Annotated in this window: 21 protein-coding genes and 2 pseudogenes; 13 read left to right on the top strand and 10 right to left on the bottom strand. The window is 68.7% G+C overall.

Going from position 1 to position 25,768, the window contains the following annotated elements:
* Positions 1-110 precede the first annotated feature (110 nt).
* The 10 genes and pseudogenes from ACZZ93_RS17295 (at position 111) to ACZZ93_RS17340 (ending at position 11,616) form a co-directional block, all read left to right on the top strand.
* Positions 111-1,226, top strand: coding sequence for a mannose-1-phosphate guanylyltransferase (locus ACZZ93_RS17295; protein WP_463511639.1), 1,116 nt, complete (start codon positions 111-113; stop codon positions 1,224-1,226).
* A gap of 147 nt (positions 1,227-1,373) precedes the next feature.
* The gene (locus ACZZ93_RS17300; RefSeq protein WP_053097021.1) at positions 1,374-2,486 is read left to right on the top strand and encodes a BMP family lipoprotein; all 1,113 of its coding nucleotides are present in this window, start codon (positions 1,374-1,376) and stop codon (positions 2,484-2,486) included.
* A 161-nt stretch (positions 2,487-2,647) separates the two neighbouring features.
* Positions 2,648-4,162, top strand: coding sequence for an ABC transporter ATP-binding protein (locus tag ACZZ93_RS17305; RefSeq protein WP_053097019.1), 1,515 nt, complete (start codon positions 2,648-2,650; stop codon positions 4,160-4,162).
* Complete coding sequence (locus tag ACZZ93_RS17310; protein WP_463511640.1) at positions 4,159-5,478, top strand: ABC transporter permease; 1,320 nt, start codon at positions 4,159-4,161, stop codon at positions 5,476-5,478. Before ACZZ93_RS17305 ends, ACZZ93_RS17310 begins: the two co-directional genes overlap by 4 nt.
* Entirely contained in the window at positions 5,475-6,761 is a 1,287-nt protein-coding gene (locus ACZZ93_RS17315; RefSeq protein ID WP_056280054.1) for an ABC transporter permease, read from the top strand. The genes ACZZ93_RS17310 and ACZZ93_RS17315 overlap by 4 nt, the downstream gene beginning before the upstream one ends.
* Positions 6,762-6,768: 7 nt before the next feature.
* Entirely contained in the window at positions 6,769-7,167 is a 399-nt protein-coding gene (locus ACZZ93_RS17320) for a cytidine deaminase (RefSeq protein ID WP_042536471.1), read from the top strand.
* A pseudogene (locus ACZZ93_RS17325) lies at positions 7,164-8,455 on the top strand (thymidine phosphorylase). The gene ACZZ93_RS17320 and the pseudogene ACZZ93_RS17325 overlap by 4 nt, the downstream one beginning before the upstream one ends.
* A gap of 52 nt (positions 8,456-8,507) precedes the next feature.
* Complete coding sequence (locus ACZZ93_RS17330) at positions 8,508-9,623, top strand: adenosine deaminase (RefSeq protein ID WP_463511641.1); 1,116 nt, start codon at positions 8,508-8,510, stop codon at positions 9,621-9,623.
* A gap of 41 nt (positions 9,624-9,664) precedes the next feature.
* Positions 9,665-10,729: a polysaccharide deacetylase family protein gene (locus ACZZ93_RS17335; protein WP_463511642.1), complete on the top strand. Its 1,065-nt coding sequence runs from the start codon at positions 9,665-9,667 to the stop codon at positions 10,727-10,729.
* A 29-nt stretch (positions 10,730-10,758) separates the two neighbouring features.
* Positions 10,759-11,616, top strand: coding sequence for a carbohydrate kinase family protein (locus ACZZ93_RS17340; protein ID WP_463511643.1), 858 nt, complete (start codon positions 10,759-10,761; stop codon positions 11,614-11,616).
* A 19-nt stretch (positions 11,617-11,635) separates the two neighbouring features.
* On the opposite strand, the gene ACZZ93_RS17345 is transcribed toward ACZZ93_RS17340, so the two are convergent.
* From ACZZ93_RS17345 to ACZZ93_RS17375, 7 genes are all read right to left on the bottom strand, one after another.
* Positions 11,636-12,385 (bottom strand): alpha/beta hydrolase, encoded by a 750-nt coding sequence (locus ACZZ93_RS17345; protein WP_082297854.1) that lies wholly within the window; start codon positions 12,383-12,385, stop codon positions 11,636-11,638.
* Between the two features lie 10 nt (positions 12,386-12,395).
* Entirely contained in the window at positions 12,396-13,715 is a 1,320-nt protein-coding gene (locus ACZZ93_RS17350) for a flavin-containing monooxygenase (protein WP_463511644.1), read from the bottom strand.
* A gap of 85 nt (positions 13,716-13,800) precedes the next feature.
* Positions 13,801-14,958 carry a mannitol-1-phosphate 5-dehydrogenase gene (locus tag ACZZ93_RS17355; protein WP_463511645.1) on the bottom strand — a complete coding sequence of 386 codons (1,158 nt, stop codon included), beginning with the start codon at positions 14,956-14,958 and terminating at the stop codon, positions 13,801-13,803.
* Positions 14,958-15,389: a PTS sugar transporter subunit IIA gene (locus ACZZ93_RS17360; RefSeq protein WP_056280066.1), complete on the bottom strand. Its 432-nt coding sequence runs from the start codon at positions 15,387-15,389 to the stop codon at positions 14,958-14,960. The genes ACZZ93_RS17355 and ACZZ93_RS17360 overlap by 1 nt, the downstream gene beginning before the upstream one ends.
* A gap of 67 nt (positions 15,390-15,456) precedes the next feature.
* Complete coding sequence (gene ptsP, locus ACZZ93_RS17365; RefSeq protein ID WP_463511646.1) at positions 15,457-18,771, bottom strand: phosphoenolpyruvate--protein phosphotransferase; 3,315 nt, start codon at positions 18,769-18,771, stop codon at positions 15,457-15,459.
* Entirely contained in the window at positions 18,768-19,049 is a 282-nt protein-coding gene (locus ACZZ93_RS17370; RefSeq protein ID WP_463511647.1) for an HPr family phosphocarrier protein, read from the bottom strand. Before ACZZ93_RS17370 ends, ptsP begins: the two co-directional genes overlap by 4 nt.
* Positions 19,046-19,363 carry a PTS sugar transporter subunit IIB gene (locus ACZZ93_RS17375; RefSeq protein WP_053096993.1) on the bottom strand — a complete coding sequence of 106 codons (318 nt, stop codon included), beginning with the start codon at positions 19,361-19,363 and terminating at the stop codon, positions 19,046-19,048. The genes ACZZ93_RS17370 and ACZZ93_RS17375 overlap by 4 nt, the downstream gene beginning before the upstream one ends.
* A gap of 164 nt (positions 19,364-19,527) precedes the next feature.
* Here ACZZ93_RS17375 and ACZZ93_RS17380 point away from each other — a divergent pair, with 164 nt between their 5' ends.
* Positions 19,528-20,511 (top strand): BglG family transcription antiterminator, encoded by a 984-nt coding sequence (locus tag ACZZ93_RS17380; protein WP_463511648.1) that lies wholly within the window; start codon positions 19,528-19,530, stop codon positions 20,509-20,511.
* Entirely contained in the window at positions 20,415-21,449 is a 1,035-nt protein-coding gene (locus ACZZ93_RS17385; protein ID WP_463511649.1) for a BglG family transcription antiterminator, read from the top strand. Before ACZZ93_RS17380 ends, ACZZ93_RS17385 begins: the two co-directional genes overlap by 97 nt.
* Positions 21,450-21,457: 8 nt before the next feature.
* Here ACZZ93_RS17385 and ACZZ93_RS17390 read toward each other — a convergent pair whose 3' ends face one another.
* From ACZZ93_RS17390 to ACZZ93_RS17400, 3 genes and pseudogenes are all read right to left on the bottom strand, one after another.
* Positions 21,458-21,721, bottom strand: coding sequence for an HPr family phosphocarrier protein (locus ACZZ93_RS17390; protein WP_072591532.1), 264 nt, complete (start codon positions 21,719-21,721; stop codon positions 21,458-21,460).
* 5 nt (positions 21,722-21,726) lie between these two features.
* Positions 21,727-23,397, bottom strand: a complete 1,671-nt coding sequence (locus tag ACZZ93_RS17395; RefSeq protein WP_295101903.1) for a phospho-sugar mutase — start codon at positions 23,395-23,397, stop codon at positions 21,727-21,729.
* A pseudogene (locus ACZZ93_RS17400) lies at positions 23,394-24,226 on the bottom strand (purine-nucleoside phosphorylase). Before ACZZ93_RS17400 ends, ACZZ93_RS17395 begins: the two are co-directional and overlap by 4 nt.
* Positions 24,227-24,274: 48 nt before the next feature.
* On the opposite strand from ACZZ93_RS17400, the gene ACZZ93_RS17405 reads away from it, so the two are divergent.
* Positions 24,275-25,729: an NAD(P)H-quinone dehydrogenase gene (locus ACZZ93_RS17405; RefSeq protein ID WP_171821928.1), complete on the top strand. Its 1,455-nt coding sequence runs from the start codon at positions 24,275-24,277 to the stop codon at positions 25,727-25,729.
* Positions 25,730-25,768: the final 39 nt, after the last annotated feature.

Raw genomic sequence — 25,768 nt, forward strand, 5'->3', positions numbered from 1 at the left:
TCAGGCACGGCCGATCGGACACCATCCTATTCCCGTGTGACGGGTGCGGGCGACGAAGGCGAGCCTAAGTGTCTCGATGTCGAGAGGTTTCGTCGGGATACCCTGACTCTGTGAGCGAACCTATCGAGGACTTCTACGCCGTCATTCCCGCCGGCGGCATCGGCAGCAGGCTGTGGCCTCTGTCCCGCGCGGACGCGCCGAAATTCCTGCACGACCTGACCGGCTCGGGGCACTCGCTGCTCCGGGACACCTGGGACCGGCTCGAGCCACTGGCCGGCGCCGATCGCATCGCCGTCGTCACCGGCCGGGCTCACCGGGCGGCGGTAGAGGCCGAACTGCCCGGAATACCGGATCTGAACGTCTTCCTCGAGTCCGAGCCGCGGGAGTCCGCCGCTGCGATCGGCCTCGCCGCGGCGATCCTGCACCGCCGTGATCCCGACGTCATCATCGGATCCTTCAGCGCCGACCATGTGATCCGCGGCACGCGGGTGTTCGAGTTCGCCGTGCGCGACGCCGTGGAGGTCGCGCGCGAGGGGTACATCTGCACGATCGGCATCTCGCCGACCGAGCCGGCCGTCGGCTTCGGCTACATCAAGAAGGGGCCGGAGCTGGTCATCGACGGCGCGCGCGAGGCAGCCCTCGTCGAGAGCTTCGTGGAGAAGCCCGACCTCGCCACGGCTCAGGCGTACATCGCGGATCGCGGCTACCTCTGGAACGCGGGCATGTTCATCGCGAAGGCGAGCGTCCTCCTCGACGAACTCGCGGCCAACGAGCCGGAACTCCACGCCGGCCTGATCGAACTCGCCGAAGCCTGGGATGATCGCGATCGTCGGGGGTCTGCGGTCGATCGCATCTGGCCGGGACTGAAGAAGATCGCGATCGACTATGCGGTGGCCGAGCCGGCGGCACGTCGCGGACGCCTCGCAGTCGTACCTGGACACTTCGACTGGGACGACGTCGGGGACTTCGCCTCCCTCACCAAGCTCATCACGAACGGGCGCAAGAACGATCTGGCCGTGCTCGGCCCGAACGCCAGGGTGCTCTCCGACGCGGCCAGCGGCATCCTGGTCAGTCAGACATCGAGGGTGATCAGCCTCGTGGGCGTGCAGGACATCGTCGTGGTCGACACACCGGACGCTCTGCTCGTGACGACGGTGCAGCACGCGCAGCGCGTGAAGGGCGTGGTGGAGTCCCTGAAGCTGACCGGACGGGGCGACGTGCTCTGATGAGCAGGGGTCGCCGCTCATCGGCTGTCTTGGTTTCAGGTTTGTAACCATTCGTCAGCGCCTCGCCCTCGCACGTGCACAAAAGTCGAAACACTAGGTAACTTTGAGCGATCCGCGAGGGCCGCGGCACCGTTCAGGAGGCATGAGTTGACCATCTCCACCACCAAGAAGCTGCTCGGCGCAACCATCGCCGCTGGCGTCGTCTTCGCACTCGCCGGCTGCGGCCAGGCTCCGACCGAATCGGGCGGCACCGGCGGCGGCGAGGCTGAGTCCGACTTCCTTCCCTGCCTCGTCTCGGACGCGGGCGGCTGGAACGACAAGTCGTTCAACCAGTCCGCCAAGGAGGGCATGGACCGTGCCGCTGACGAGCTCGGCGTCAAGCCGCTCGAGTTCGAGTCGGCCAACGACAACGACTACGCGCCCAACCTCGAGACCGCCGTCTCGGAAGGCTGCTCGCTCATCGTCGCCGTCGGCTTCAAGCTGTCGGCCGCGACCGTCGAGTCGGCGCTGGCGAACCCCGAGATCAACTACGCGATCATCGACGACTACGCGGACAACGACTTCGACGGCACCACCGATGCCCCGAACATCAAGCCCCTCGTCTTCGACACCGCTCAGGCCGCCTACCTCGGCGGATACGCCGCTGCCGGCTGGTCGGCTGAGTCCGGCGTGAACAAGGTCGGCACCTTCGGCGGAATGCAGATCCCCTCGGTCGCCGTGTTCATGGACGGCTTCCAGCTCGGTGTCGAGAAGTACAACGAGGACAAGTCGGGCGCCGTCGAGGTCTTCGGCTGGGACACCGCCACGCAGAAGGGCTCGTTCACCGGTGGCTTCGACGCCAACGACACGGCCAAGCAGACCGCTCAGGGCGTGCTCGACCAGGGCGTCGACGTCATCCTTCCCGTCGGCGGACCGATCTACCAGAGCGCTGCGGCCGCTATCGCGGACAGCGGCAAGGACACGCTCCTCGTCGGTGTCGACAGCGACCTCGCCGTCGCCGATGAGAGCGTGGCGGACGTCACCCTCTTCTCGATCATGAAGGCCATCGACGTCGCGGTCGAGGATGCGACGATCGCCGCGTCCGAGGGCGACTTCGACCCGGCTCCCTACGTCGGCACGCTCGAGAACGAGGGTGTGAAGCTCTCGGGCTTCGGTTCCTTCGAGGGTGACCTGCCCGACGGACTGCTCGACGAGATCTCGGCTCTGCAGGAGCAGATCATCGCCGGCGACATCACGGTGGAGTCCCCGAACTCCCCGTAATTCATCGAGTTCCAGCGCGGGGCGAGTGGTGCACGTGGCCACTCGCCCCGCGCCGTGGACGGACCATGACGACTGTTCACGGTGCATCCGGGTGATCCCCGTGCGATGCGCCGGAGATTCTTCGGACTCCTCTGGATGACACTTCTGGATAAGGTGCAGATATGAAGCTCGAACTTCGCGGTATCACCAAGCGGTTCGGAACCCTGGTGGCCAACGACCACATCGACCTGGTGGTCGAACCGGGTCAGATCCATGCGCTGCTCGGTGAGAACGGCGCAGGCAAGTCCACCCTGATGAACGTGCTCTACGGCCTCTATCAGGCCGACGAGGGCGAGATCCTCCTGGACGACGTCGTCCAGCGGTTCCGGGGCCCCGGCGACGCCATGAACGCCGGCATCGGAATGGTGCACCAGCACTTCATGCTCGTCCCCGTCTTCACGGTCGCCGAGAACGTGATGCTCGGCCACGAGCAGACCAAGGGACTCGGCACCCTCGACATCACGAAGGCGCGTGAGCACGTCCGCGCCGTCGCTGCCCGCTTCGGCTTCGACATCGACCCCGACGCGATCGTGGGCGATCTGCCCGTCGGCGTGCAGCAGCGGGTCGAGATCATCAAGGCGCTCTCGCGCGACGCGAAGGTCCTGGTCTTCGACGAGCCCACCGCCGTGCTCACGCCGCAGGAGACCGACGAGCTGATGGGCATCATGCGTCAGCTCCGCGACGAGGGCACGGCCATCGTCTTCATCACCCACAAGCTCCGCGAGGTGCGCGAGGTCGCCGACACCATCACGATCGTCCGCCTCGGCAAGATCGTCGGCGAGGCGTCGCCGTCCGCGACCAACGCGGAGCTCGCCTCCCTCATGGTCGGACGCGCCGTCGAGCTGACGGTGCACAAGGATCCGCCGCGGCTCGGCGAAGGCGGCCTCGAGGTCTCGGGGCTCCGGGTGCTCACCGCCGCGGGAGCGATCGTCGTCGACGGCGTCGACTTCTCCGTGCGACCCGGCGAGGTGCTCGCCGTCGCCGGCGTGCAGGGCAACGGTCAGACCGAGCTGGTCGAGGCCATCGTCGGCCTCGCGGCGAGGGTCGAGGGATCGATCACCCTCGGCGGCGCGGAACTGGTCGGCAAGAGCGTACGGGGCATCCTCGACGCCGGTGTCGGCTTCGTTCCGGAGGACCGCACGGAGGACGGGCTCGTGGCCGGGTTCTCGGTGGCGGAGAACCTGATCCTCGACCGCACGGGCGACGCCGACTTCAGCCGTGGTGGGACCATCCGCCGTGCCGCGCTCGACGACTTCGCCCGCGCGCGGATCAGCGAGTACGACATCCGGACCCAGGGACCGCACACGCCGGCCGGCACGCTCTCGGGCGGAAACCAGCAGAAGGTCGTGATCGCCCGCGAGATGAGTCGCGAGCTGAAGCTGCTCGTGGCTGCGCAGCCGACCCGCGGAGTCGATGTCGGCTCCATCGAGTTCATCCACAAGCGGATCATCGAGACCAGGGATGCGGGGATCCCCGTGGTCGTCGTCTCGACCGAGCTCGATGAGGTCGCGGCTCTCGCCGACCGCATCGCGGTCATGTACAGAGGCACCATCGTCGGGATCGTTCCCGGCGACACCCCGCGCGAGACGCTGGGACTGATGATGGCGGGCGCCGCCGAGGGAGAGGTGGCCGCATGAGCGGTATCACGCCACAGGGGAGTGGACCGGCGGGCGACGTGTCCGGCGACCAGCTCTCGCTGAACACGACCACGACGCAGCGCGACACGGGTGACGTCCCGCCGCCGCCGCGCGGCAACGTGATCCTCAAGGAGATGCTCCGCGGCAGCGCCGTCACGACGATCCTCGCGATCTTCCTCGCGCTGGTGGTCGGCGGCATCCTCGTCGCCTTCACCAACGAAGACGTGATCGAGGCCTCCGGGTACTTCTTCTCGCGTCCGACCGACACGATCGCCGCCGCATGGAACGCCGTCTACAACGGCTATGAGGCGCTGTTCCGCGGAGCGATCTTCAACGCACGAGGTGCGGACTTCGCCGCTCAGATCCGTCCGCTGACCAATACTCTCGGATTCGCCGCGCCGCTGATCGCCGCCGGTCTCGGTGTCGCCCTCGCGTTCCGCGTCGGTCTGTTCAACATCGGTGCCCGCGGCCAGATGCTGATCGGCGTCGCCGCGGCAGGACTCCTCACGTTCCAGCTCGACCTGCCGTTCTGGCTGCACATCCCCGTGACGCTGATCGCCGGCATCGCCGGTGGTGCGCTGTGGGGGGCGATCGCCGGTCTGCTGAAGGCACGCACGGGCGCCCACGAGGTCATCCTCACGATCATGCTCAACTATGTGGCGTACTACCTGCTGCTGTGGATGATCCGCACCCCCGGACTGCTCCAGAAGCCCGGAACGAACCAGGCGCTCGGCTATGCCACTCCTGAGAGCGCGCAGTTCCCCTCGCTCCTCGGCCCGCAGTTCCCTCTGCTCGACCTCGGATTCGTGATCGTCATCATCGCGACCCTGTTCGTCTGGTGGCTGATCGAGCGCTCCTCCCTCGGCATGCGGATGCGCGCCGTGGGCGAGAACCCGCACGCCGCGCGTGCGGCAGGCATCAGCGTCCAGCGCGTCTACGTCTACGCCATGCTCCTCGCGGGTGGTCTCGCCGGTCTCGCGGGCATGAACCAGGTGCAGGGCGCCGTCACGACCGGCATCACCGAGACGATCGACGCCGGCATCGGCTTCGACGCCATCACGGTCGCACTGCTCGGCCGCAGTCGCGCCTGGGGTACGTTCGCGGCCGGCATCCTGTTCGGCGCACTGAAGGCAGGCTCGTTCTCGATGCAGGCTCAGGACATCCCGGTCGACATCGTGCTCGTCGTGCAGTCGCTCGTCGTGCTGTTCATCGCCGCGCCGCCGCTGCTGCGCACGGTGTTCTTCCTTCCCAAGACCGACGCGGAGAAGGCGGCCAAGGCGAGAGCCAAAGCCGCGAAGAAGGCGGTGACCGCATGACCTCCCTCGTCCAGAGCGAAGCCGCCGACGGAACCGTGCAGCTCGCCACCGTGCGCGAGCGGCACCTGAAGGCGCCGATCGTCCTCGCCGCAGCCACGGTGCTGCTGGCGCTCCTCTTCCTGCTCGTGCCTCGCAGCGGCACCAGCAGCTTCCGGCTGAACGACCCGTCGTCGCCGTTCGCACTGCCCGATATCGCTCTGCCGACCGGGCCGACCAGCTGGGTCGTGATCGTGATCCTCGCGCTGCTGTCGGTGCTCGCGTTCCTTCGGGCATGGTCGTATCGCAAGCCGTCGATCTGGCTGGTGATCGCGTTCAGCGTGCTCGCCGTCTTCGGGTTCCTCGTGTGGGCGGGCGCGGGTGGACTCGTGCCCGTCAGCAGCCTGCTCTTCGGAGCCGTCTCGCTCTCCGTCCCGCTCGTGTTCGGCGCGCTCGGCGGCGTCATCGGCGAGCGCGCGGGTGTGGTCAACGTCGCGATCGAGGGTCAGCTCCTGCTCGGAGCGTTCGCGGCCGCTCTGCTCTCGAGCGTCACGGGCAGCCCGTTCGTCGGACTCCTCGGAGCGATGCTGGGCGGCGTGCTCGTCGCCGCGGTGCTGGCCGCATTCGCGATCAAGTACCTCGTCGAGCAGGTCATCGTCGGTGTCGTGCTCAACGTGCTCGTCAGCGGCCTCACCGGATTCCTCTACGGCGCACTGCTCGCGCCGAACGAGGCCGCCCTCAATACGCCGGTGCGCTTCAGCCGCATCGAGATCCCGCTGCTGAGCGACATCCCCATCATCGGCCCGGTGCTCTTCAACCAGACCTTCATCGTGTACCTGATGTTCATCACCGTCGCGATCGTCGCCTGGGGGCTCTACCGCACGAAGTGGGGACTCCGCGTCCGTGCGGTCGGCGAGCACCCGCAGGCCGCAGACACGGTCGGCATCAAGGTCAATGCGACCCGGTTCTGGAATGTGCTGCTCGCGGGCGCGATCGCCGGAATCGGTGGAGCGTACTTCACGCTGGTCTCGGTGCCGCAGTTCGGCAAGGACATGACCGCCGGCCTCGGCTTCATCGCCCTCGCCGCGGTGATCTTCGGCCGGTGGGATCCGATCCGCGCGACGCTCGCGGCGCTGCTGTTCGGCTTCGCCACGAACCTGCAGAACCTGCTGTCGATCCTCAAGACCCCCATCCCCGGCGAGTTCATGCTGATGCTCCCGTATGTCGTGACGCTGCTCGCGGTCGCCGGCTTCGCCGGTCAGATCCGCGGTCCGGCAGCCAGCGGCAAGCCGTACATCAAGTCCTAGGAGAGACATGACAGACATCGACTGGGACGAGCTCCGTCAGGTCGCGACCGACGCCATGACCAAGGCCTATGCGCCGTACTCCCGCTACCGCGTCGGAGCCGCCGCGCTCGTCGGCGACGGCCGCATCGTGGCCGGCTGCAACGTCGAGAACGCCTCGTACGGGGTGACGCTGTGCGCCGAGTGCGCGCTGGTGGGCGACCTGCACATGTCGGGCGGCGGCCAGCTCGTCGCCTTCGTGTGCGTCAACAACGACGGGCAGACCATCATGCCGTGCGGCCGTTGCCGTCAGCTGCTCTACGAACACGCGATGCCCGGAATGCTGCTGGAGACCGTCTCCGGCATCCGGACCATCGACGAAGTACTGCCGGACGCCTTCGGCCCCCGAGACCTGGAGGACGCCCGATGAGCGTTGAGCCCTTCGACGCCGTCGATGTGATCCGTGCCAAGCGCGACGGCGGTGCGGTGCCCGAGAAGGCGCTGCGCTGGATGGTCGACGCCTACACCCGCGGCTACGTCTCGGACGCGCAGATGGCGTCGTTCGCGATGGCGATCTTCCAACGCGGCATGGAGCGCGACGAGATCCGCGTGCTGACCGACGCGATGATCGCGTCGGGGGAGCGAATGAGCTTCGCGACCCTCGGCAAGAAGACGGTCGACAAGCACTCCACGGGCGGCGTCGGCGACAAGATCACTCTTCCGCTCGCTCCGCTCGTCGCGGTCTTCGGGGTGGCGGTCCCGCAGCTCTCCGGTCGCGGTCTCGGCCACACCGGCGGAACGCTCGACAAGCTCGAGTCGATCCCCGGCTGGCGCGCCGCGCTCAGCAACGAGGAGATGTTCGCCCAGATGCAGGGCGATGTGGGCGCCGTGATCTGCGCGGCAGGCTCAGGCCTCGCGCCCGCCGACAAGAAGCTCTACGCGCTGCGCGACGTCACCGGCACCGTCGAGGCGATCCCGCTGATCGCCTCGAGCATCATGTCGAAGAAGATCGCCGAGGGCACCGACGCTCTCGTGCTCGACGTGAAGTTCGGCTCCGGTGCGTTCATGCAGGACATCGACCGGGCACGCGAGCTCGCGCGCACCATGGTCGCACTCGGCACGGACTCCGGCGTCGCCACCACCGCCCTCCTCACGGACATGAACGTGCCGCTCGGTCGCGCGATCGGCAACGCGAACGAGGTCCGCGAGTCCGTCGAGGTGCTCGCCGGAGGAGGACCCGCCGACGTCCGCGAACTGACGATCGCCCTGGCGCGCGAGATGCTCTCGCTCGCAGGACAGCCGGATGCCGACGTGGAGGCCGCTCTCGACGACGGACGCGCGATGGACGGGTGGAAGGCCATGATCCGCGCTCAGGGCGGCGACCCCGACGCACCGCTGCCCACGGCCCGCGAGACCCATGTGGTCACGGCTCCCCGCGACGGCGTGGTGTCGCAGATGGACGCGCTGCCGTTCGGCATCGCGGCGTGGCGTCTCGGTGCGGGCGCGCGCGCGCTGAGGACCCGGTGATCTTCGAGGCCGGGATCGACCTGCACGCCAAGCCCGGTGATCGAGTAGCGGCCGGACAGCCCTTGTTCACGCTCTCGGCAGCCGACGAGGCTCGGTTCCCCCGCGCTCTCGAGGCGCTCGAGGGGTCCTGGGCGATCGGCGACGAGGCTCCGGCCGCAGGGCCGATCGTGCGGGAGCGCATCACGGCCTGATCCGCCGACCGCTAGCCTGAACAGAGCGAATCCGCGACCGAGAGGAATCCCCATGTCGATCGACGCGAACGGCGATGTCACCATCCAGGGGGCATCCCTGCGCAGCCTTCCCAAGGTGTCGCTGCACGACCATCTCGACGGCGCGGTGCGACCCTCGACGATCATCGAGCTGGCGGATGTGATCGGGCTCGAGGTTCCCGAATCGAAGCCGGCCGCTCTCGGCAGGTGGATCGCGAAGCAGGGCGACTCGGGGTCGCTGGTGGAGTACCTCAAGACCTTCGATCTGACCACGGCTGTGATGCAGACGCAGGAGGGCCTGACCCGTGTCGCTCGCGAGTTCGTGCAGGATCTCGCGCACGACGGCGTGATCTACGGCGAGGTGCGCTGGGCGCCCGAGCAGCATCTCACGCGTGGGCTCACCCTCGAGCAGACCGTCGAGGCTGTGCAGCAGGGGATCGAGGAGGGTGAGGACGCCGCGGATCGCGACGGCCACAGCATCCGCGTCGGTCAGCTGATCACCGCCATGCGCCACACAGACCGCTCGCGCGAGATCGCCGAGCTCGCCGTCGGCTTCCGCGGACGAGGGGTCGTCGGCTTCGACATCGCCGGTCCCGAGGACGGATTCCCGGCGTCGAACCATCGCGCCGCCTTCGACTACCTCGCGGAGAACTTCTTCCCCGTGACCGTCCACGCGGGGGAGGCTGCCGGGCCGGACTCGATCCGCTCGGCGCTCATCGACGGGCGAGCGCTGCGACTCGGCCACGGCGTGCGCATCGCCGAGGACCTGCAGGTCATCACGCAGGAGGGCGACGAGGTGCAGGTCCAGTTCGGCGACCTCGCCCGCTGGGTGCGAGACCGAGAGATCCCGCTCGAGCTGTCCCCGTCGTCGAATCTGCAGACCGGCGCGATCGCGTCGTGGGGCAACACGCTCGCCGACCATCCCTTCGACCTGCTCTACCAGCTCGGCTTCGCCGTGACGGTCAACGTCGACAACCGCACCATGAGTGCGACCTCGCTCACCCGGGAGCTGTCGCTCCTGATCGAGGCGTTCGAGTACGATCTCGACGATCTCGAGACCTTCCAGTTCAACGCGGCGGCCGGAGCCTTTCTGCCCGTCGAGGAGCGCGAGGAGCTTGTCGAGATGATCGCCGACGGATTCGACATCTAGATCATGGCTTCCGGGGGAAGCGACGCCGTATCGGCGTCGCAGTGATCGTCAGCGCCACCGTCATCGTCGTCGGCGGTGCGGTCGCGGCCTTCTCATGGTCGACCCGAGTGCCCGAGGTGCTCGTGCCGCGAGCGGGCGGCGACGCCATCGAGCGTCCGCTGACACCCGCGCAGCAGCTCGTCGCGGATGCCGGCGACCCGCTCGCGTGCGCGGTGAGCTTCATCGGCGACGGTGCGCCGCAGGATCCGATGCTCCAGCGGCAGGATGCACTGTACGCGGCCCTTCCGATACCGGCGCAGGACGGTCGTGTGTTCGCCGGCTGGTACTCGACCGCAGCCCATGCCGCCGGGGGCACGGTCGCCGCGCGGATCAACGGAGCCGACCCCGTCGTGTGCGTCGATCAGCAGATCGAGCTCTTCGCGGCGTGGACGACGCCCGAGGCGAATGCCGCGGCGGACGTGCAGGTCCCGATCCTGATGTACCACCAGTTCACCTCGAACCCCGAGGGCGAGACCGGCTGGCTCCGCGGCAACTACGCGTACATCGGCGACTTCGAGGCGCAGATGAACCACATCGAGACGACGGGCTTCTACCTGCCGACCTGGGATGAGCTCAGCGCGTTCATCGACGGTCGACTGTCGCTGCCTGCTCGTTCGGTGATCATCACCGACGACGACGCCGACCAGAGTTGGTTCGACCTCGCGGTTCCGGTGATCGATGCGCACAGGCTACTGTCGACGTCGTTCATGATCACCGCCGACCGCCAGGACCCCGCGCCGTCGATGTACGTCCTTCGCAGATCTCACACGCACGACATGCATCAGGCCGGCGACAACGGCAAGGGCCGGATGGTGAACTGGACGGCGGACGAGATCGCCGCCGATCTGAACGCATCCGCCGACGTGCTCGGGGTGCGCGAGGTGATCGCGTATCCGTTCGGTCACTTCGACGACACGTCGAAGCAGGGCGTCGCTCAGGCCGGGTTCGAGATGGCGCGGACCATCGAGCCCGGGTATGTCGAGATCGGCACGGACAAGCTCGCCCTGCCCGTCGTGCGGATCGACTACGGCATGGGGTTGGACTCGCTCATCCAGCGGATCGGCTGAACCGGGGTCTCGGACGGCAGGATGTACTCATGACCGCCACCGTCTTCATAGCCGGACCGGCATCGTGGAACTCGATCGTCGTGCTCGATCGATTGCCTGAGCCGGTGCCGCACATGCAGTTCGCCGAGGAGACCTGGGAGACCGTCGGCGGCACGAGCGCGGGGAAGGCCCTCACGCTCGCCTCGCTCGGGCGCTCCGCTCTGCTGTACGCCCTCACCGCGGCGGATGAACCGGGACACCGCGTGCGCGATGCGCTCGCACATGCCGGTGTGCGTGCGCGGTGGGGAACGGGCGACGCCACCGAGCGCCATCTGAACCTCATGACCCGCGAGGGCAAGCGAGTCTCGCTGTATCTCGCGTCCCCCTCGGCGACGGACGGGAGAGATGACTCAGCTCTGCACACCGCGATGAGCGACGCTGAGGTGATCGTGCTCGACCTCGCGGCCGAGCCGCTGCGACTCCTCCCCGCGGCCGTCGCGACCGGGCGCCCGATCTGGGTCGACGTGCACGACTACGACGGCGAATCCGAGTTCCACCGGCCCTTCCTCGCTGCAGCGCAGGCCGTGTTCTGCAACGCCGACCGTCTGGCCGATCCGGTGCGCTTCCTCCGGTCATGCGTCGCTGGCGGCGCCTCGCTCGCCGTGTGCACCCTGGGCGCCGACGGGGCGGTCGCGATCGACGCAGACGGCACCGAACACCGTGTCGCAGCCGTGCCGGTCGATGTCGTCGACACCAATGGCGCGGGCGACGCGTTCCTGGCTGGCGTCCTCGATGCCCGGCTCTCGGGGGCCTGCGTTCCGGACGCCCTCGCTGCGGGCTCACGCGCGGCGGCATCCGTGCTGGGCACACGGCACCTGCATCCGCTGCTCGACCCCGTCATCGGCTGAGCGGAGCAGTCGACGCTGCTCAGCGCGCGGCGACGTCCGCCATGAAGGCATCGAGGATCTCAGAGACCTGTGCGTGCATCTCGTCGCTCGAGATCGTCGGCTCGCCGTCACCGGCCTGGGGCCCGTAGTCGCCGAACGACGCGTGCGACGCTCCCTCGATCTCGACCATCTCGGCGTCGGCCGGCAGGAGGTCACGAGCATCGGCGATCTTCTCGGGCGTCGACAGTCCGTCCTCGCTGCCCGAGATGCTGAGAACGGCGAGATCGGTGTCCGACACGTCCGTCGCACAGTAGGAGCCGAACAGCACGAGTGCCTCGGCATCCGCGGCGAGCTGGCACGCGCGCACGCCGCCCAGCGAGTGTCCGCCGACCGCCCAGTCATCGATGTCGGGGGCCGCAGAGGTGAAGGAGTCGAGACCGCGCAGATCGAAGAACGCGAGGTTCAGCCACGGGCGGGTGATCACCACCGTGACGCCCTCTTCGGCGAGGCTCTGCAGGATCGGTGCGTACGCCCACGGATCGACCTTCGCACCGGGCACGAACACCAGGCCGAGGTCTGATTCGCCGTCGGCCGGGGTGAGCACGATCCCCTGCTCTGTATCCTCGACATGGATGGCGGAGTTGTCCTCGACGCTGGCGAGCGGATCCTTCTCGGCCGACATGACGCCGATCTGGCTCCAGGCGAGTATTCCGACGATGCCGATCACGAGGACGCCGACGACTCCCCAGAGGATCACTTTCAGGACACGACGACCACGCTTCTTCTGCACTCGCCCCACGTTACGGGGTGCGGATGTGAGCGAGCTCGGGGTGCGGCCGCTCGAGCGCCGACCGCTCGCGTCGCACCGCACCCCGATATGCGTCCTTGTTCACGTAGTAGGCCATGCGGTCGAGGCGCAGGTATCGGTAGCCGCCGGTCAGATCGGGCCACGGCTCGGAGGTCACCCGATCGCGGAATCGCACCGCCCGAGGCGGATCGTTCTCCGCCGCGTCCAGGTATGCGGCCAGCAGCTCCGCCTGCTCGTACCGCCCCTGCCAGCCGATGCCGGATGCCTCGATCATGCCCATCACGAAGAGACCGTTGAACGATGCGGGGAAGACGTGGAGGAACAGCCGTGGTGCCGCGCCGCTCCAGTGCAGGTGCTGTGGGTCGACGAACGGGTAGTCGAGCCGGTATCCGGTCGCGAGCAGGAGCAGATCGTAGTCGTCGGATGTCCCGTCCCGGAAGCGCACGGTCGTGCCGTCGAGGCGCTCCACATCGGGGCGGATACGCAGGTCCCCCTGCCCCAGGTGATTGAGGATCATCGTGTTGACGATCGGATGAGCCTCGTAGATGCGGTAGTCGGGCTTCGGGAAGCCGAAGCGCGCAGGGTCGCCGGTGAACGCCCGGAGCACCCGGCTGTCGACCGCCTGCTTGACGCGCGCGGGCAGGGGACGGCCCTGATTCAGGGTGTCGCTCGGCCTGCCGAACAGATAGCGCGGGACGAAGTAATAGCCGCGGCGGACGCTCATGTCGACCGAGGAGGCGTGGTGCACGGCATCCACCGCGATGTCGCACCCCGAGTTCCCCGCTCCGATCAGCAGCACACGCCGGCCGGTGAGCTGTGCGGCCGACCTGTACTCGCTCGCGTGCATGATCTCGCCGCTGAATTCTCCGGCGAAGGTCGGCACGTTCGGTTCGGCGAGCGTGCCGTTCGCGAGCACGACGCCGGCGTACCACCGGGTCTCGTCGCCGTCGGGCCCCGAGCTCGTCAGATCCCAGCCGTCGTCCCGCGGCTCGAGCCGCGTGACGGTCGTCTCGAACCGGAAGAGCCCGGTGAGACCGAAGTGCTCGGCATAGTCCTCGAAGTACTGTCGCAGCGTCCGATGGCCGGGGTAGTCGACGGTCGAACGCATGGGGTACTCGGCGAACTCGGTCGTCGTGCGCGAGGAGATCAGATGCGCGGACTCGTACATCGTGCTGCGGGGGTTGTCGATGTCCCACAGACCGCCCACGCTGGTCGAGGCCTCGTACCCGTCGATCCCGATACCGCGCTTCGTCAGCGCCCGAGCGGCGGCGAGGCCCGACGGACCTGCACCGATGACGGCGTATCTGTTCATGCTGCTCCCGCACCTCGCTGTGCTCGCCACTGCGCCCTCCGCCGATCGTATCGGCAGAGGGCGCAGAACACGGCGTGCGACGTCGTCAGGAGGCGTTCAGTGCTGTCTGACGGGAGACGACTGCGTCGCGGACCGCCGGGAACAGCGGATGCTCGGGGTCGAGCCCCGTTGCGGACGAGGTGAACGCCAGCGCATCCTCCGTGCGCAGGAGCTGCTGCAGCTCGACCGCCTGCTCGTCATCGGGATCCTCGAACTCGAGGGCTGCGGTGACCGCGCCGACCAGCGCGATCGTGGAGAGCCCTCTCTCTGCAGCCATCGCCGCCGGTCCGATGAAGCGCTCGTGTCGGGAGATCTTGCGCAACGGCTGACGGCCGACCCGCTGCACGGTGTCGACGAGCGCCGGATTGCGGAACCGCTCGAGGATCGTCGCTCGGTACGCGGCCAGTTCGGCCGGGTCGAGCCCGTGTTCGGCGACCAGCACCGCGGACGTCTCCTCGAGAGCGGCCGAGACGCGTGCGGCGATGTCGGGGTCGGCCAGGGCGTCGGAGATGCGCTCGATGCCGGCCCGTGCGCCGAAGTACGCCGTGGCGGCGTGGCCGGTGTTCACCGTGAAGAGCTTGCGCTCGATGTACGGGGCGAGATCGTCGACGAAATGAGCGCCGGGAATGTTCGGCAGCGCGCCGCCGAAGGCCTGGGATTCGATCGCCCACTCGAAGTACGGCTCGACCGTGACGTCGACGCCGCCGTCTGCGGGCTGACCGGGGACGATGCGGTCGACGGCGGTGTTCGCGAACACCGCACGCGCCAGCAGCTCCTCGGCATCCGCGCCCGCCGCCTTCTCGATCTCCGCCCGGAGGGTGTCCGTCGCCCCGATCGCGTTCTCGCAGGCCATGACCTGCAGGGGAGCGGCTCCGGCAGGGCGCAGGGCGAGGCCCGCGACGATCGTGGGGGCGACGAAGCGCAGCACGGTCGGTCCGACCGCCGTCGTGACCACATCGGCGGTCGCGACCTCGTCGGCCACGGCATCCGGATCGGTCCTGCTGTTGACCGCCCGGAAGCCGGTCACCACGTGGTCGGTGCCGCCGGGTCCGGCCTCGTGCACCGTGTACGAATCGACGGCGTTGATGGCGTCGACGAGAGCGTCGGCGACATCGGAGAACACGACCTCGTATCCGCCCTCGTGCAGGAGCAGCCCCACGAATCCGCGGCCGATGTTGCCCGCGCCGAAGTGCACGGCCTTCATCAGTCGTTCACCGCCGAGAGCAGGGCGTACAGCTCGTCGGGCGTCTGCGCCGCGTTGAGCTTCGCGACGTCGTCCTCATCGGAGAAAAGGATCGCGATCTGCGAGAGGATCTCGAGGTGCTCGTCGCCACGGCCGGCGATGCCGACGACGAACGTCGCGGCCTCCCCGTCCCAGTCGACTCCGCCGTCGTAGCGGACGACAGACAGCGCGGATCCGAGGATCGCATCCTTGGCGTCGTTCGTGCCGTGCGGAATCGCCAGACCGTTGCCCATGTAGGTCGAGACCGTCTGCTCGCGCTGACGCATCGCGTCGACATAGGCGGGGGTGACGGCGCCTGCCGCGACGAGGATGTCGGTCGCCTCCTGGAGGGCTTCCTCCTGCGTGCTGCTTCCGGAGTGGATGCGGACCTGATCGAGGGTGAGAACGCTCATGGTGATTCCTTCTTTCTGAGTATGTGGAGGCGGGGCGGATGCCGCAGCACCCGCCCCGCCTGGTCTGTCACGCGTCGGTGTCGCGCTGTTCGCGCACCATCTCGACGACCTCTTCGTACTTCGGAGAGTTCATGAAGTTGTCGACGGACACGTGCACCGAGTTCGGCGACTGCGCCTTCGCCCGGTCGGTCAGCTGCTGCTGGGTGATGACCAGGTCGGCGCTGCCGTCGAGGTTCGCGATGGCCTGGTTCGTGACGGTGACGCCCTCGACCCCCGCCTTCTTGAACTTGTTGCGCAGCACGCTCGCGCCCATGGCCGACGATCCCATTCCGGCGTCGCAGGCGAACACGATGTTCTCGATGCGACGGTCCGTGGCGACGCCCGTGCCAGCCGCAGCGGCTGCTCCGGCAGCTCCCGTACCCGACGAGGCGCGAAGGGCGTCCATCGCGGCGGACGACTTGCCCTTGTTCGCCTCGGTCTGTGCGATCGCGTCGCCGAAGCTGTCGCCCTCGGCCTCGAGGTCGCGCTTGCGGGAGGCGCGCAGGATGACGCCGGTGATGAGGAACGTGACGACCGCGGCGATGATCACCGAGAGGTAGACCACGAGCAGGTTCGGGACGCCGGGGCCGACGGCGGCCGCGGTCACGGCGATGATGCTGCCGGGGGCTGCCGGGAACGCCAGGCCGCCTCCGAGCACCATGTTGGTCGTGACACCGGCCGCGCCACCCGCGATCAGGGCGAGGATGGTGGTCGGCTTGCTCAGCGCGTACGGGAAGTAGATCTCGTGGATGCCGCCGAAGAACTGGATGATCGCCGCTCCGGGCGCAGACGCCTTGGCCGCGCCGACGCCGAAGAACGAGAACGCGAGCAGCAGACCGAGGCCCGGACCGGGGTTCGCCTCGATCAGGAAGAGGATCGACTTGCCGGTCTCGGCCGCCTGCTCGATGCCGAGCGGAGTGAACACGCCGTGGTTGATGGCGTTGTTCAGGAACAGCACCTTCGCGGGCTCCACGATGATCGACACGAGGGGCAGCAGGTTCAGCGCGACCAGCCAGTCGACGGCACCGCCGAGAACCGCGCTGATGCCGAGCATCACGGGACCGAAGGCGAAGAATCCCACGATCGCGAGGATCATGCCCAGGATGCCGGCCGAGAAGTTGTTCACCAGCATCTCGAAGCCGGGGCGGATCTTGCCGTCCCACATCCGGTCCATCTGCTTGGTGATCCAGGCCGCGAGCGGCCCCATGATCATCGCTCCGAGGAACATCGGGATGTTGGTGCCGACGATGACACCCATCGTCGCGATCGTCGCGACGACTCCACCGCGCTCGCCGTAGACCATGCGGCCCGCGGTGTTGGCGATGAGGAGCGGCAGCAGGTACGTGACCATCGGTCCGACGAGGCCAACGTACGCGAAGATGTTGCCGTCGGCGCCTTCGGCCACCGCGGTCATGGCGCCCTGCCAGCCGACCACTGCGGAATCGCCGCCGCCGCCGATGGTCTCGGCGACACCGGCCCAGTGCCAGCCGAACGGGCTCTCGGACCCGAAGAATCCGGCCGGGATGAAGAGCATCGTGATGAATCCCCACGCGATGAACGCGGCGATGTTGGGCATGATCATGCCCGAGAGGAACGTGCCGAAGCGCTGCACGCCCGTTCGGAGGCCGCCTGCCTTCGTGGCGGCGGGTGACGTCGTCGTCATGATGTCGTCTCTTTCTGGTGAGGGGGAGGGTGCCGCGGCGTCAGCCACGGCGAGGCGAGCACCGGCGGCGTCGTCCGCCGCCAGTGCGAGTTCGGCGAAGTTGCGGGCTTCGTCGAGAGTGTGCTGCGACAGGGTGTGACGCACGTCCGCCAGGGCGGACGGCGCCATGGAGAGGCTCGTTGCGCCGAGCCCGACGAGCACGACGGCGAGCATCGGATCGGCGGCGGCCTCACCGCAGATCCCGACCGGCTTGCCGAGCCGGGCACCTGCCGTGCCGACCTCACGGATGAGACGGAGCACGGCGGGGTGCCACGGATCCTGGAACGCCGCGACGGAGCCGAGCAGACGGTCGGCGGCCATCGTGTACTGCGTGAGGTCGTTCGTGCCGATCGAGGCGAAGTCGGCGTGCGCGAGGATCCGGTCGGCGAGCAGCGCACTGGACGGGATCTCGACCATGACACCGGCGGTCTTCAGGCCGTACTCCCGGGCGAGCGAGGTGAAGTACTGCGTCTCCTCGACGGTCGCCACCATCGGCGCCATGACCCAGAGGTCCGCCGCGGTCGTGGCATCCGCTTCGGCGAGGGCCGTCAGCTGCTCGCGCAGGATGTCCTCGCTCGCCCGCAGAGCACGCAGCCCCCGCAGGCCCAGGGCCGGGTTCTCCTCGTGCGCGTCGTTGAGGAACGCCAGCGGCTTGTCGGCGCCGGCATCCAGCATCCTCACGACGACCTTCTTGCCGGGGAAGGCCGCGAGCAGCTCCCGATAGGACTCTCGCTGCTGCTGCACCGTCGGCGCCTGCGCCGACGAGAGGAACAGGAACTCGGTGCGGAACAGCCCGACGCCCTCGGCCCCGCGTTCGACGGCATCGGATGCGTCTGCAGGCTTCCCCAGGTTCGCCAGCAGCGGGATCGGCGTGCCGTCGGCGAGGGCGCCGGGAGTGAGTGGTGCGGCATCCGCCGAGCGGCGGGCGGCGGCGCGCTGCTCGGCGCGCGCCTTCTCGTCGTCGGTCGGATCGACGGTGACGATTCCGGCTGCGGCGTCGACGATGACCGGGCTGCCGGTCGCGAGCTCCGAGGCTGATGCCGCTCCGACGATCGCGACGATGCCCTTCTCGCGGGCGAGGATCGCGGTGTGCGAGGTGGGTCCGCCGTCGAAGGTGACGAGGGCGAGCACCTGATCGAGGTTCAGCAGCGCGGTGTCGGCCGGGGCGAGGTCACGAGCGACGAGGACGAACGGATGCCCGGGGTCGGGGACCCCTGGCGCATCCACGCCGCGAAGCCGGGCGAGCACCCGCTGCGCGATGTCGTCGAGATCGGCGGCGCGCTCGCCGAGGTAGCCCCCGACCGCCTCGAGCGTCGCCCGGAAACCGGCGAACGCGTCATGCACGGCCCATTCGGCCGTCGCGCCGTCGTCGATGCGTGCGTCGACCTCATCCTGCAGCGTCGGGTCCTCGGCGATCATCGCCTGCGCCTCGAGCACCTCCTGGGCCGAGCCGCCGGCGGCCTCGCCGCGGGCCGTCAGCTCCTGTGCGACGGCCGTCACGGCCTCGCGGACACGTGTGCGCTCCGTGTCGGCTCCCTGACCGCTGGGGGTGTTCTCCGGGGCGGGCAGCGCCTCGGTCATCCGGACGACGACGCCCTGGGCGACTCCGAGACCGATGCCGACTCCACGCAGTTCGCTCATACTCCGGCGTCCTGATCATGGTCGGTCGTGAGCAGCTCGGTGAGCGTGTCGAGCACGCCTTCCGCGCTGTCGCCGTCGGCCGTCAGCGTGACGTAGTCGCCGTGCTCGATCGCCAGTGCGATCACGCCGAGGATGCTGGCCGCGTTGACCGGCTTCCCCGAGTCCTTCGCGATGGTCACGGGAATCCCCGAGTCCTTCGCCGCCTGTGCGAACAGCTTCGCCGGACGGGCGTGGAGTCCATGGGATGAGCCGATGCGGACGGTGCGAGAGACGGTCATGATGTTCCTTTCGGGGTGTTCCTGGCGCTGGAGACGATCGACTGTGCGAGTGCCAGCGTGCGGGTGCCGTCCCGATCGGCGAAGACGTCGTCGGGGAGCACGGCCACCTGAGCGGGCGCCGCCTGGCGGATCGCCTCGAGGCGATCGGCGAGATGAGGGCCGATGAGGATGAGGTCGTGGTCGCTGCCGGCGACGGACTGCTCCATGCCGGCTGCGGCGTCCCAGTCGAGGCCGGCTTCGGAAGCCGCCCGGCGGAGTCGTTGCGCGACGAACGTGCTCGACGCGCCAGCGCCGCACACCACGAGGATCTTCATCGATGCTCACCTTTCCTGAGAACAGTCTGGGAACAAGGGGGTGTGCTCGCCAACAGGTTCCTTTCCGCCCCTGCGGAACCTCGGTTTCGGAGCACCGCTCCCCGCTTGCTGACATCATGGAAGTCACGTCAGGACAGTGCGGTCGGCACGGAGGAGGGAGCATCATGTCGCGACAGCGTCAGGATCAGCTCCTGTCGTCCCTGCTCCGTCAGGGCGAGTGGGTGACGGCCGCCAGTCTCGCCGATCAGCTCGGGGTCACCCCGCGCAGCATCCGCTCGTACGTCGCCGCGCTGAACGCGAGAACCGGTGGAGCGGATGCCGTCGAGTCGGGCCCGGCGGGATACCGCGCCGGGTCGGGGGCTCGCGACGCACTGCGCACGCGTCAGACCGGCGACTCCGCCCCGCGTGACCGACTGCACGGTCTCGTCCGCACCCTGCTCGATGTGCCGGAAGGTGTCGACGTCTTCGTCACGGCCAGTGCGCTCCATGTGAGCGAAGCCACTCTCGAGGCGGACCTCGCCCGCGTCCGCACACTGCTCGACGGCACCGATCTCGCACTCGAGAGAGACCGCGAGATCGTGCGACTGCGAGGCAACGAGGCGGCACAGCGTCGTCTGCTGTCGCGACTCGCACATGACGAGATGGATGCCGCGTCGTTCCACCCCGAGACGTTCCGCCGAGCGCTCGCCGGAGGAGTCATCGCCGCCGACGCCGTCGGGCCTTTCAAGTCCGAGCTCGTGCGCGAACTCGGAGAACAGGGCTACTACGTCAACGAGCTCGCGATCTCCGATGTCCTTCTGCACATCGCGATCGCCGCCGAGAGGGTTGCGGCCGGCCACGCGCTCGAAGCCGGTCCTGCCGGTGCGCGGGAGGAGATCCCGCGGGTCGGGGCTGTGATCGCCCGGCTCGCCCAGCAGCACTTCTCGGTCGCGCTGGGCGACGGGGACAGCGGGCATCTCGCGTCCCTCGTCCTCACGCGCATCGTGGCTCCGGGGAGGACGCTGCGCGCGATGTCGCCCGCAGCGGCGTGGACCCGGGTGTCGAGGCGGCCGTGCGGGCGGAGATCGCGAGGGCGGCGGAGGATTTCCAAGTCGACCTGGTCGACGAGACCTTCGTGCTGCGCCTCGCCCTGCACGTGCAGAACCTGATGCGTCGCGCCGAGGAGAGCGCGCTGACCCGCAATCCGCTCACCCGCTCGCTCAAGACCTCGTATCCGATGATCTTCGAGGTGGCGGTCTCGATCGCCAGCGGACTGCACGATCGCCTCGGCACGCCGATCCACGACGACGAGATCGCCTACATCGCGATGCACGTCGGCGGACGACTCGAGCGCAGCCGCAAGGCCGAGTCGATCCTCACCGCGACCATCGTGTGCCCGGGGTATTACGAGCTGCACGAGCTGCTCCGATCGAGCGTCGACCGCTCGCTCGGGTCCGCGATCGAGGTGACCAGCGTCATCACCAAGGTCGACCCGGACTGGGCGTCGTTCGACACCGACCTGGTGCTCAGCACGATCGAGCCGGGCGCTGCCGGCGATCGCTTCGTCCGCATCCAGCCGTTCCTCACGGATGCCGATGTCGACCGGATCCAGCAGGCCGCGGCACGCGTCCGGCGGGGCCGACGCCTCACCAGGCTCCGTGGCGAGCTCGCACGATACTTCGATGCCGACGCCTTCGTCTATCCGCTGCCCGATGCGGGGGAGGAGGCGATCATCCGGCGACTGGGCGGTCTCCTCGTGGATGCGGGGCTGATCGGCGACGACTACGTCGAGAACACCATCCTCCGCGAACGGATGTCGTCGACGGCGTTCACAGACGCGCTCGCGGTGCCGCACGCGCTCCAGATGACCGCCACGCGCACCGCGATCGCGATCGGCGTGACGGACGGGTCGGCAGCGTGGGGTGAGGGCCGCGTGCAGGTGGTCGCTCTCGCCGCCTTCAGCGAGAGCGACCGCGCCGCGTTCCAGACGGTGTTCGAGCAGCTCGTCGAGGTGTTCAGCGAACGGGAGAGCGTGCAGCGAATCCTCCGCAGGGGCACCACCTTCGAGGCGTTCCTCGACGAGCTCGTCGCCGTCATCGACGGGTGACCGCCGGGTCAGCCCCGAGGGTCGAGGACGCCGGCGAGGGTGTCGAGCACGGCGTCGGCGCCGGCCGAGTCCGCCGTCTCGAGCACCACGGCATCGCCGGGCGCGAGCGCGAGGTCCATCAGCGCGAGAACGCTGCTGAGGTCCACGACCGCGCCCGACGACGTCCGCAGGGTCACCGCGTGCGAATGCGCCTGCACGAGCCGCACGAGCTCGGCGACGGGGCGCGCGTGCACCCCGTTGTGCGCGCTGATCACGACATGTCTTCTCGGCATGCGGCCTACGAGCGTTCTTCCAGGAGCAGGCGCACCGCGGCCTCGAGCTCGGCGACGGTCGCGGTGGCGCGCTCTGCGGAGTCCGCGGCCGCGTCGATGTAGACCTTGAGCTTCGGCTCGGTGCCGCTCGGACGGACGATGATGCGCGAGCCGTCCGTGAGTCGATACCGCAGCACGTCGCCCGAGGGCTGCCCTGCGTCGGCGTGCAGCAGATCCTCCACGGAGGCGATCGAGTGGCTGCCGAAGTGCGTCGGCGGCAGCGTGCGCAGCGAGAGCATCACGGTGCCGATGACCGAGAGGTCCTGCACGCGGACCGACACCTGACCGCTGGCGAAGTGGCCGTACGTGTCACCGAGCTCGGACAGCAGGTCGGCGAGAGAGCGTCCGCGCTCGTGCGCCTCGGCGGCGAGTCCGAGGATCGCCACGGTCGCCGAGATGCCGTCCTTGTCGCGCACGGTCTCGGGATTCACGAGGTAGCCGAGTGCCTCCTCGAAGCCGAAGACGATGCCGGGGGCGCGGGAGATCCATTTGAAGCCCGTGAGCGTCTCGTGGAAGTCGAGCCCGTGATGGGCGGCGACGGCGCCGAGGCCGGGCGATGAGACCAGGGAGCACGCGAGCGATGCACCCGGCGTGCCCTCGGCGGCCCTGGCGGCGCGAGCGCCCAGGAGGAGCCCGACCTCGTTGCCGGTGAGTCGCCGCCATCCGCCCTCCGACGACGCGTCCGGGATCGCCACGGCGAGTCGGTCGGCATCCGGATCATTGGCGATGATGAAGTCCGCCTGCACGCGGCGGGCCCGGGCGAAGGACAGGTCCATCGCCCCCGGCTCCTCCGGGTTGGGGAATGACACGGTGCGGAACGTCGCGTCGGGTTCGAGCTGCTCTCCGACGACCATCGGCTGAGGGTATCCGGCGGCCGCGACGATCTTCGACAGCGTCTCCCAGCCGACCCCGTGCATAGCGGTGTAGACCCAGCGCAGATCGGACGCGCCCGCTGGTGCGGGAGCGACCGCCGCTGTCGCGGCGACGTACGCGTCGACCACGGCTTCGCCGGCCGTCTCATAGTCGGTGGAGCGAGGCAACGACGTGACGTCGTCCGCATCGGCGACCCGCTGGATGTGCGCGGCGATCTCGGCATCGGCGGGTGCGACGATCTGCGAGCCCTGATCCGCGCCGCCCAGATAGACCTTGTATCCGTTGTCGTTCGGCGGGTTGTGCGACGCGGTCACCATGACACCGGCATCCGCGCCCAGGTGACGCACCGCGAACGCGAGCACGGGCGTGGGCAGCAGTCTCGGCAGCAGGATCGCGCGCAGCCCTGCTCCGGCGAACAGCTCGGCGGAGTCGGTCGCGAACACGCGGGAGTTGCGGCGTCCGTCATAGCCGATCACCACGGTCGGCGTGCGGCCGTGCGACTTCTCGCGCAGGTACGAGGCGAACCCGGCGGCCGCCTGCGCGACGAGCACGCGGTTCATGCGGTTGCTGCCGGCCCCCAGGGCTCCGCGGAGACCGGCGGTGCCGAACGCGAGTCGGGTGCTGAAGCGATCATCGAGGTCGGCGGCGGCCGACTCGTCGCCATCGGCTGCCCGCGTGATGACCACGGCCAGCTCGTCGCGGGTCTCGTGATCGGGGTCCTGTCTCATCCACGCGCGCGCCTGCGCGAGACGCTCGTCGTTCACAGCGCCTCGACCACTCGGGCCAGCAGCGCCGAGATGACCGGTTCGGCCTCTCGACCGGCCTCGATGACCTCAGCGTGGCTGAGCGGCGTCTTCTGGATGCCGGCGGCGAGGTTGGTGATGAGCGAGAACCCGAGGATCTCCATACCGGCCTCGCGAGCGGCGATCGCCTCGAGCGCTGTCGACATTCCCACGATGTGTCCGCCGATGTGCTTGGCCATCTGCACCTCGGCCGGCGTCTCGTAGTGCGGGCCGCGGAACTGCGTGTACACGCCCTCGTCGAGAGTGGGGTCGACGCTCCGGGCGATGTCGCGCAGACGTGTCGAATAGAGGTCGGTCAGGTCGATGAACGTCGCGCCCTCGAGAGGGAGTCGGCCGTGAGGTTGATGTGGTCGCTGATCAGCACGGGCTGGCCGGGGGTCCAGGTCTCGCGCACTCCGCCGGCGCCGTTCGTCAGCACCATGATCTTGGCGCCCGTGGCCGCGGCGGTGCGCACCGAGTGCACGACACGGCGCACGCCGTGGCCCTCGTAGTAGTGGGTGCGAGCACCGATGACGAGGACGTTCTTGCCATCGGGAGTGCGGATGCTGCGCAGGGTGCCCACGTGGCCCTCGAGAGCGGGCTTCGAGAAGCCGGTGACCTCGGTGGCGGGGATGGTCGCCGTGGTCTCGCCGATGATGTCGGCGGCCTTGCCCCACCCGCTGCCGAGGGTCAGGGCGATGTCGTGCTTCTCGACTCCGGTCAGGCGCGCGATGTCGGCGGCTGCGTCGGCTGCGACCTCGAACGGGTTCGCATTCGGGTCGTCGAGGGGGTTGCTGTGTGTTTCAGACATGGATCCACTCTAGGAAGGTGCAGGCTCCGGGGCCAGGATTGCGGAAGAATGGAGATCATGTCTTCCACCCCTTTTGAGCGCACACAGCGCGTCGCCGTCCTCGGCGGCGGTCCCGGCGGTTATGAGGCGGCCCTCGCGGCCGCTCAGCTCGGAGCCGAGGTGACCCTGGTCGAGCGTGTGGGCGTGGGCGGAGCGGCAGTGCTCACCGATGTCGTTCCCTCGAAGAGCCTGATCGCCACGGCGGATGCCGCGGTCGCGATCTCGGAGGCCTCCGACCTCGGAGTGCAGTTCTACGCCAAGGGCGAGCACGGCAAGCCGCTCAAGCCCGAGATCGCCATCAACCTCGCCGCGGTGAACAAACGTCTGATCGCGCTCGCGGGCCAGCAGTCCGAGGACATGCGCACGACGCTGCTCGAGGCCGGCGTGCGCATCCTGTCCGGCCACGGCCGTCTGGAGGGACCGACGGCGATCGTGGTCTCGACCGGGCAGAAGGGCACCGACTTCGACCGCGTCGAGGCCGACACGATCATCGTGGCGGTGGGCGCGTCGCCGCGCGAGCTGGATTCGGCCAAGCCCGACGGCAAGCGGATCCTCACGTGGACGCAGCTCTACGACATGAAGGCGCTTCCCGAGCACCTGATCGTGGTCGGCTCCGGTGTGACGGGCGCCGAGTTCGCGTCCGCCTACATGAACCTCGGCGCCAAGGTCACGCTGATCTCCAGCCGCGAGCAGGTGCTGCCGGGTGAGGACCAGGATGCCGCGCACGTTCTCGAGAAGGTCTTCAAGCGCGGCGGGATGACGGTGCTCTCCAAGGCCCGCGCCGAGAAGGTCGAGGTCACCGAGGACGGCGTGCGCGCGACGCTCTCCGACGGCCGCACGGTCGAGGGGAGCCACTGCCTCATGGCGGTCGGCTCGATCCCGAACACCGCTGGCATCGGTCTCGAAGATGCGGGAGTCGAGCTCGACGAGACCGGGCACGTGCGGGTGAACCGCGTCGCGCGCACCTCTGTGCCCAACGTCTACGCCGTCGGCGACTGCACGAACTTCTTCCCACTCGCCTCCGTCGCGTCGATGCAGGGCCGCACGGCCGTGTTCCACGCGCTGGGCGACATCGTGATCCCCCTGGAGCTGATCAAGATCACCTCCAACATCTTCACGGCGCCCGAGATCGCCACGGTCGGCTATTCCGAGAAGGACGTCGAAGACGGCGTCGCGGACGGCCTCGTCTACAAGCTGCCCCTCGCCGCGAACCCTCGGGCCAAGATGATGGGCATCAAGGACGGTTTCGTGAAGCTGATCGCACGCAAGGGATCCGGCACCGTGATCGGCGGCGTGATCGTCGCGCCCAAGGCCTCCGAGCTGATCTACCCGATCGCGGTCGCCGTGGAGCGTCGTCTGACGGTCGACCAGGTCTCTCGCGTCTTCGCGGCATACCCGTCGCTGTCGAGCAGCATCACCGACGCGAGCAGGGCGATGCACCTCGTCAACGCGAACATCTCCTAGATCCGCCGCGGATCAGACGAGAAAGGCGCCCCGCAGCAG

The sequence above is a fragment of the Microbacterium sp. AC026 genome, assembly GCF_979258475.1.

Bases quoted from the DNA above. Each gene is read 5' to 3' on its own strand.
- ACZZ93_RS17305 (WP_053097019.1), top strand. From the start codon at position 2,648: ATGAAGCTCGAACTTCGCGGTATCACCAAGCGGTTCGGAACCCTGGTG.
- ACZZ93_RS17310 (WP_463511640.1), top strand. From the start codon at position 4,159: ATGAGCGGTATCACGCCACAGGGGAGTGGACCGGCGGGCGACGTGTCC.
- ACZZ93_RS17315 (WP_056280054.1), top strand. From the start codon at position 5,475: ATGACCTCCCTCGTCCAGAGCGAAGCCGCCGACGGAACCGTGCAGCTC.
- ACZZ93_RS17320 (WP_042536471.1), top strand. From the start codon at position 6,769: ATGACAGACATCGACTGGGACGAGCTCCGTCAGGTCGCGACCGACGCC.
- ACZZ93_RS17330 (WP_463511641.1), top strand. From the start codon at position 8,508: ATGTCGATCGACGCGAACGGCGATGTCACCATCCAGGGGGCATCCCTG.
- ACZZ93_RS17340 (WP_463511643.1), top strand. From the start codon at position 10,759: ATGACCGCCACCGTCTTCATAGCCGGACCGGCATCGTGGAACTCGATC.
- ACZZ93_RS17350 (WP_463511644.1), bottom strand. From the start codon at position 13,715: ATGAACAGATACGCCGTCATCGGTGCAGGTCCGTCGGGCCTCGCCGCC.
- ACZZ93_RS17355 (WP_463511645.1), bottom strand. From the start codon at position 14,958: ATGAAGGCCGTGCACTTCGGCGCGGGCAACATCGGCCGCGGATTCGTG.
- ACZZ93_RS17360 (WP_056280066.1), bottom strand. From the start codon at position 15,389: ATGAGCGTTCTCACCCTCGATCAGGTCCGCATCCACTCCGGAAGCAGC.
- ptsP (WP_463511646.1), bottom strand. From the start codon at position 18,771: ATGAGCGAACTGCGTGGAGTCGGCATCGGTCTCGGAGTCGCCCAGGGC.
- ACZZ93_RS17370 (WP_463511647.1), bottom strand. From the start codon at position 19,049: ATGACCGTCTCTCGCACCGTCCGCATCGGCTCATCCCATGGACTCCAC.
- ACZZ93_RS17375 (WP_053096993.1), bottom strand. From the start codon at position 19,363: ATGAAGATCCTCGTGGTGTGCGGCGCTGGCGCGTCGAGCACGTTCGTC.
- ACZZ93_RS17380 (WP_463511648.1), top strand. From the start codon at position 19,528: ATGTCGCGACAGCGTCAGGATCAGCTCCTGTCGTCCCTGCTCCGTCAG.
- ACZZ93_RS17390 (WP_072591532.1), bottom strand. From the start codon at position 21,721: ATGCCGAGAAGACATGTCGTGATCAGCGCGCACAACGGGGTGCACGCG.
- ACZZ93_RS17405 (WP_171821928.1), top strand. From the start codon at position 24,275: ATGGAGATCATGTCTTCCACCCCTTTTGAGCGCACACAGCGCGTCGCC.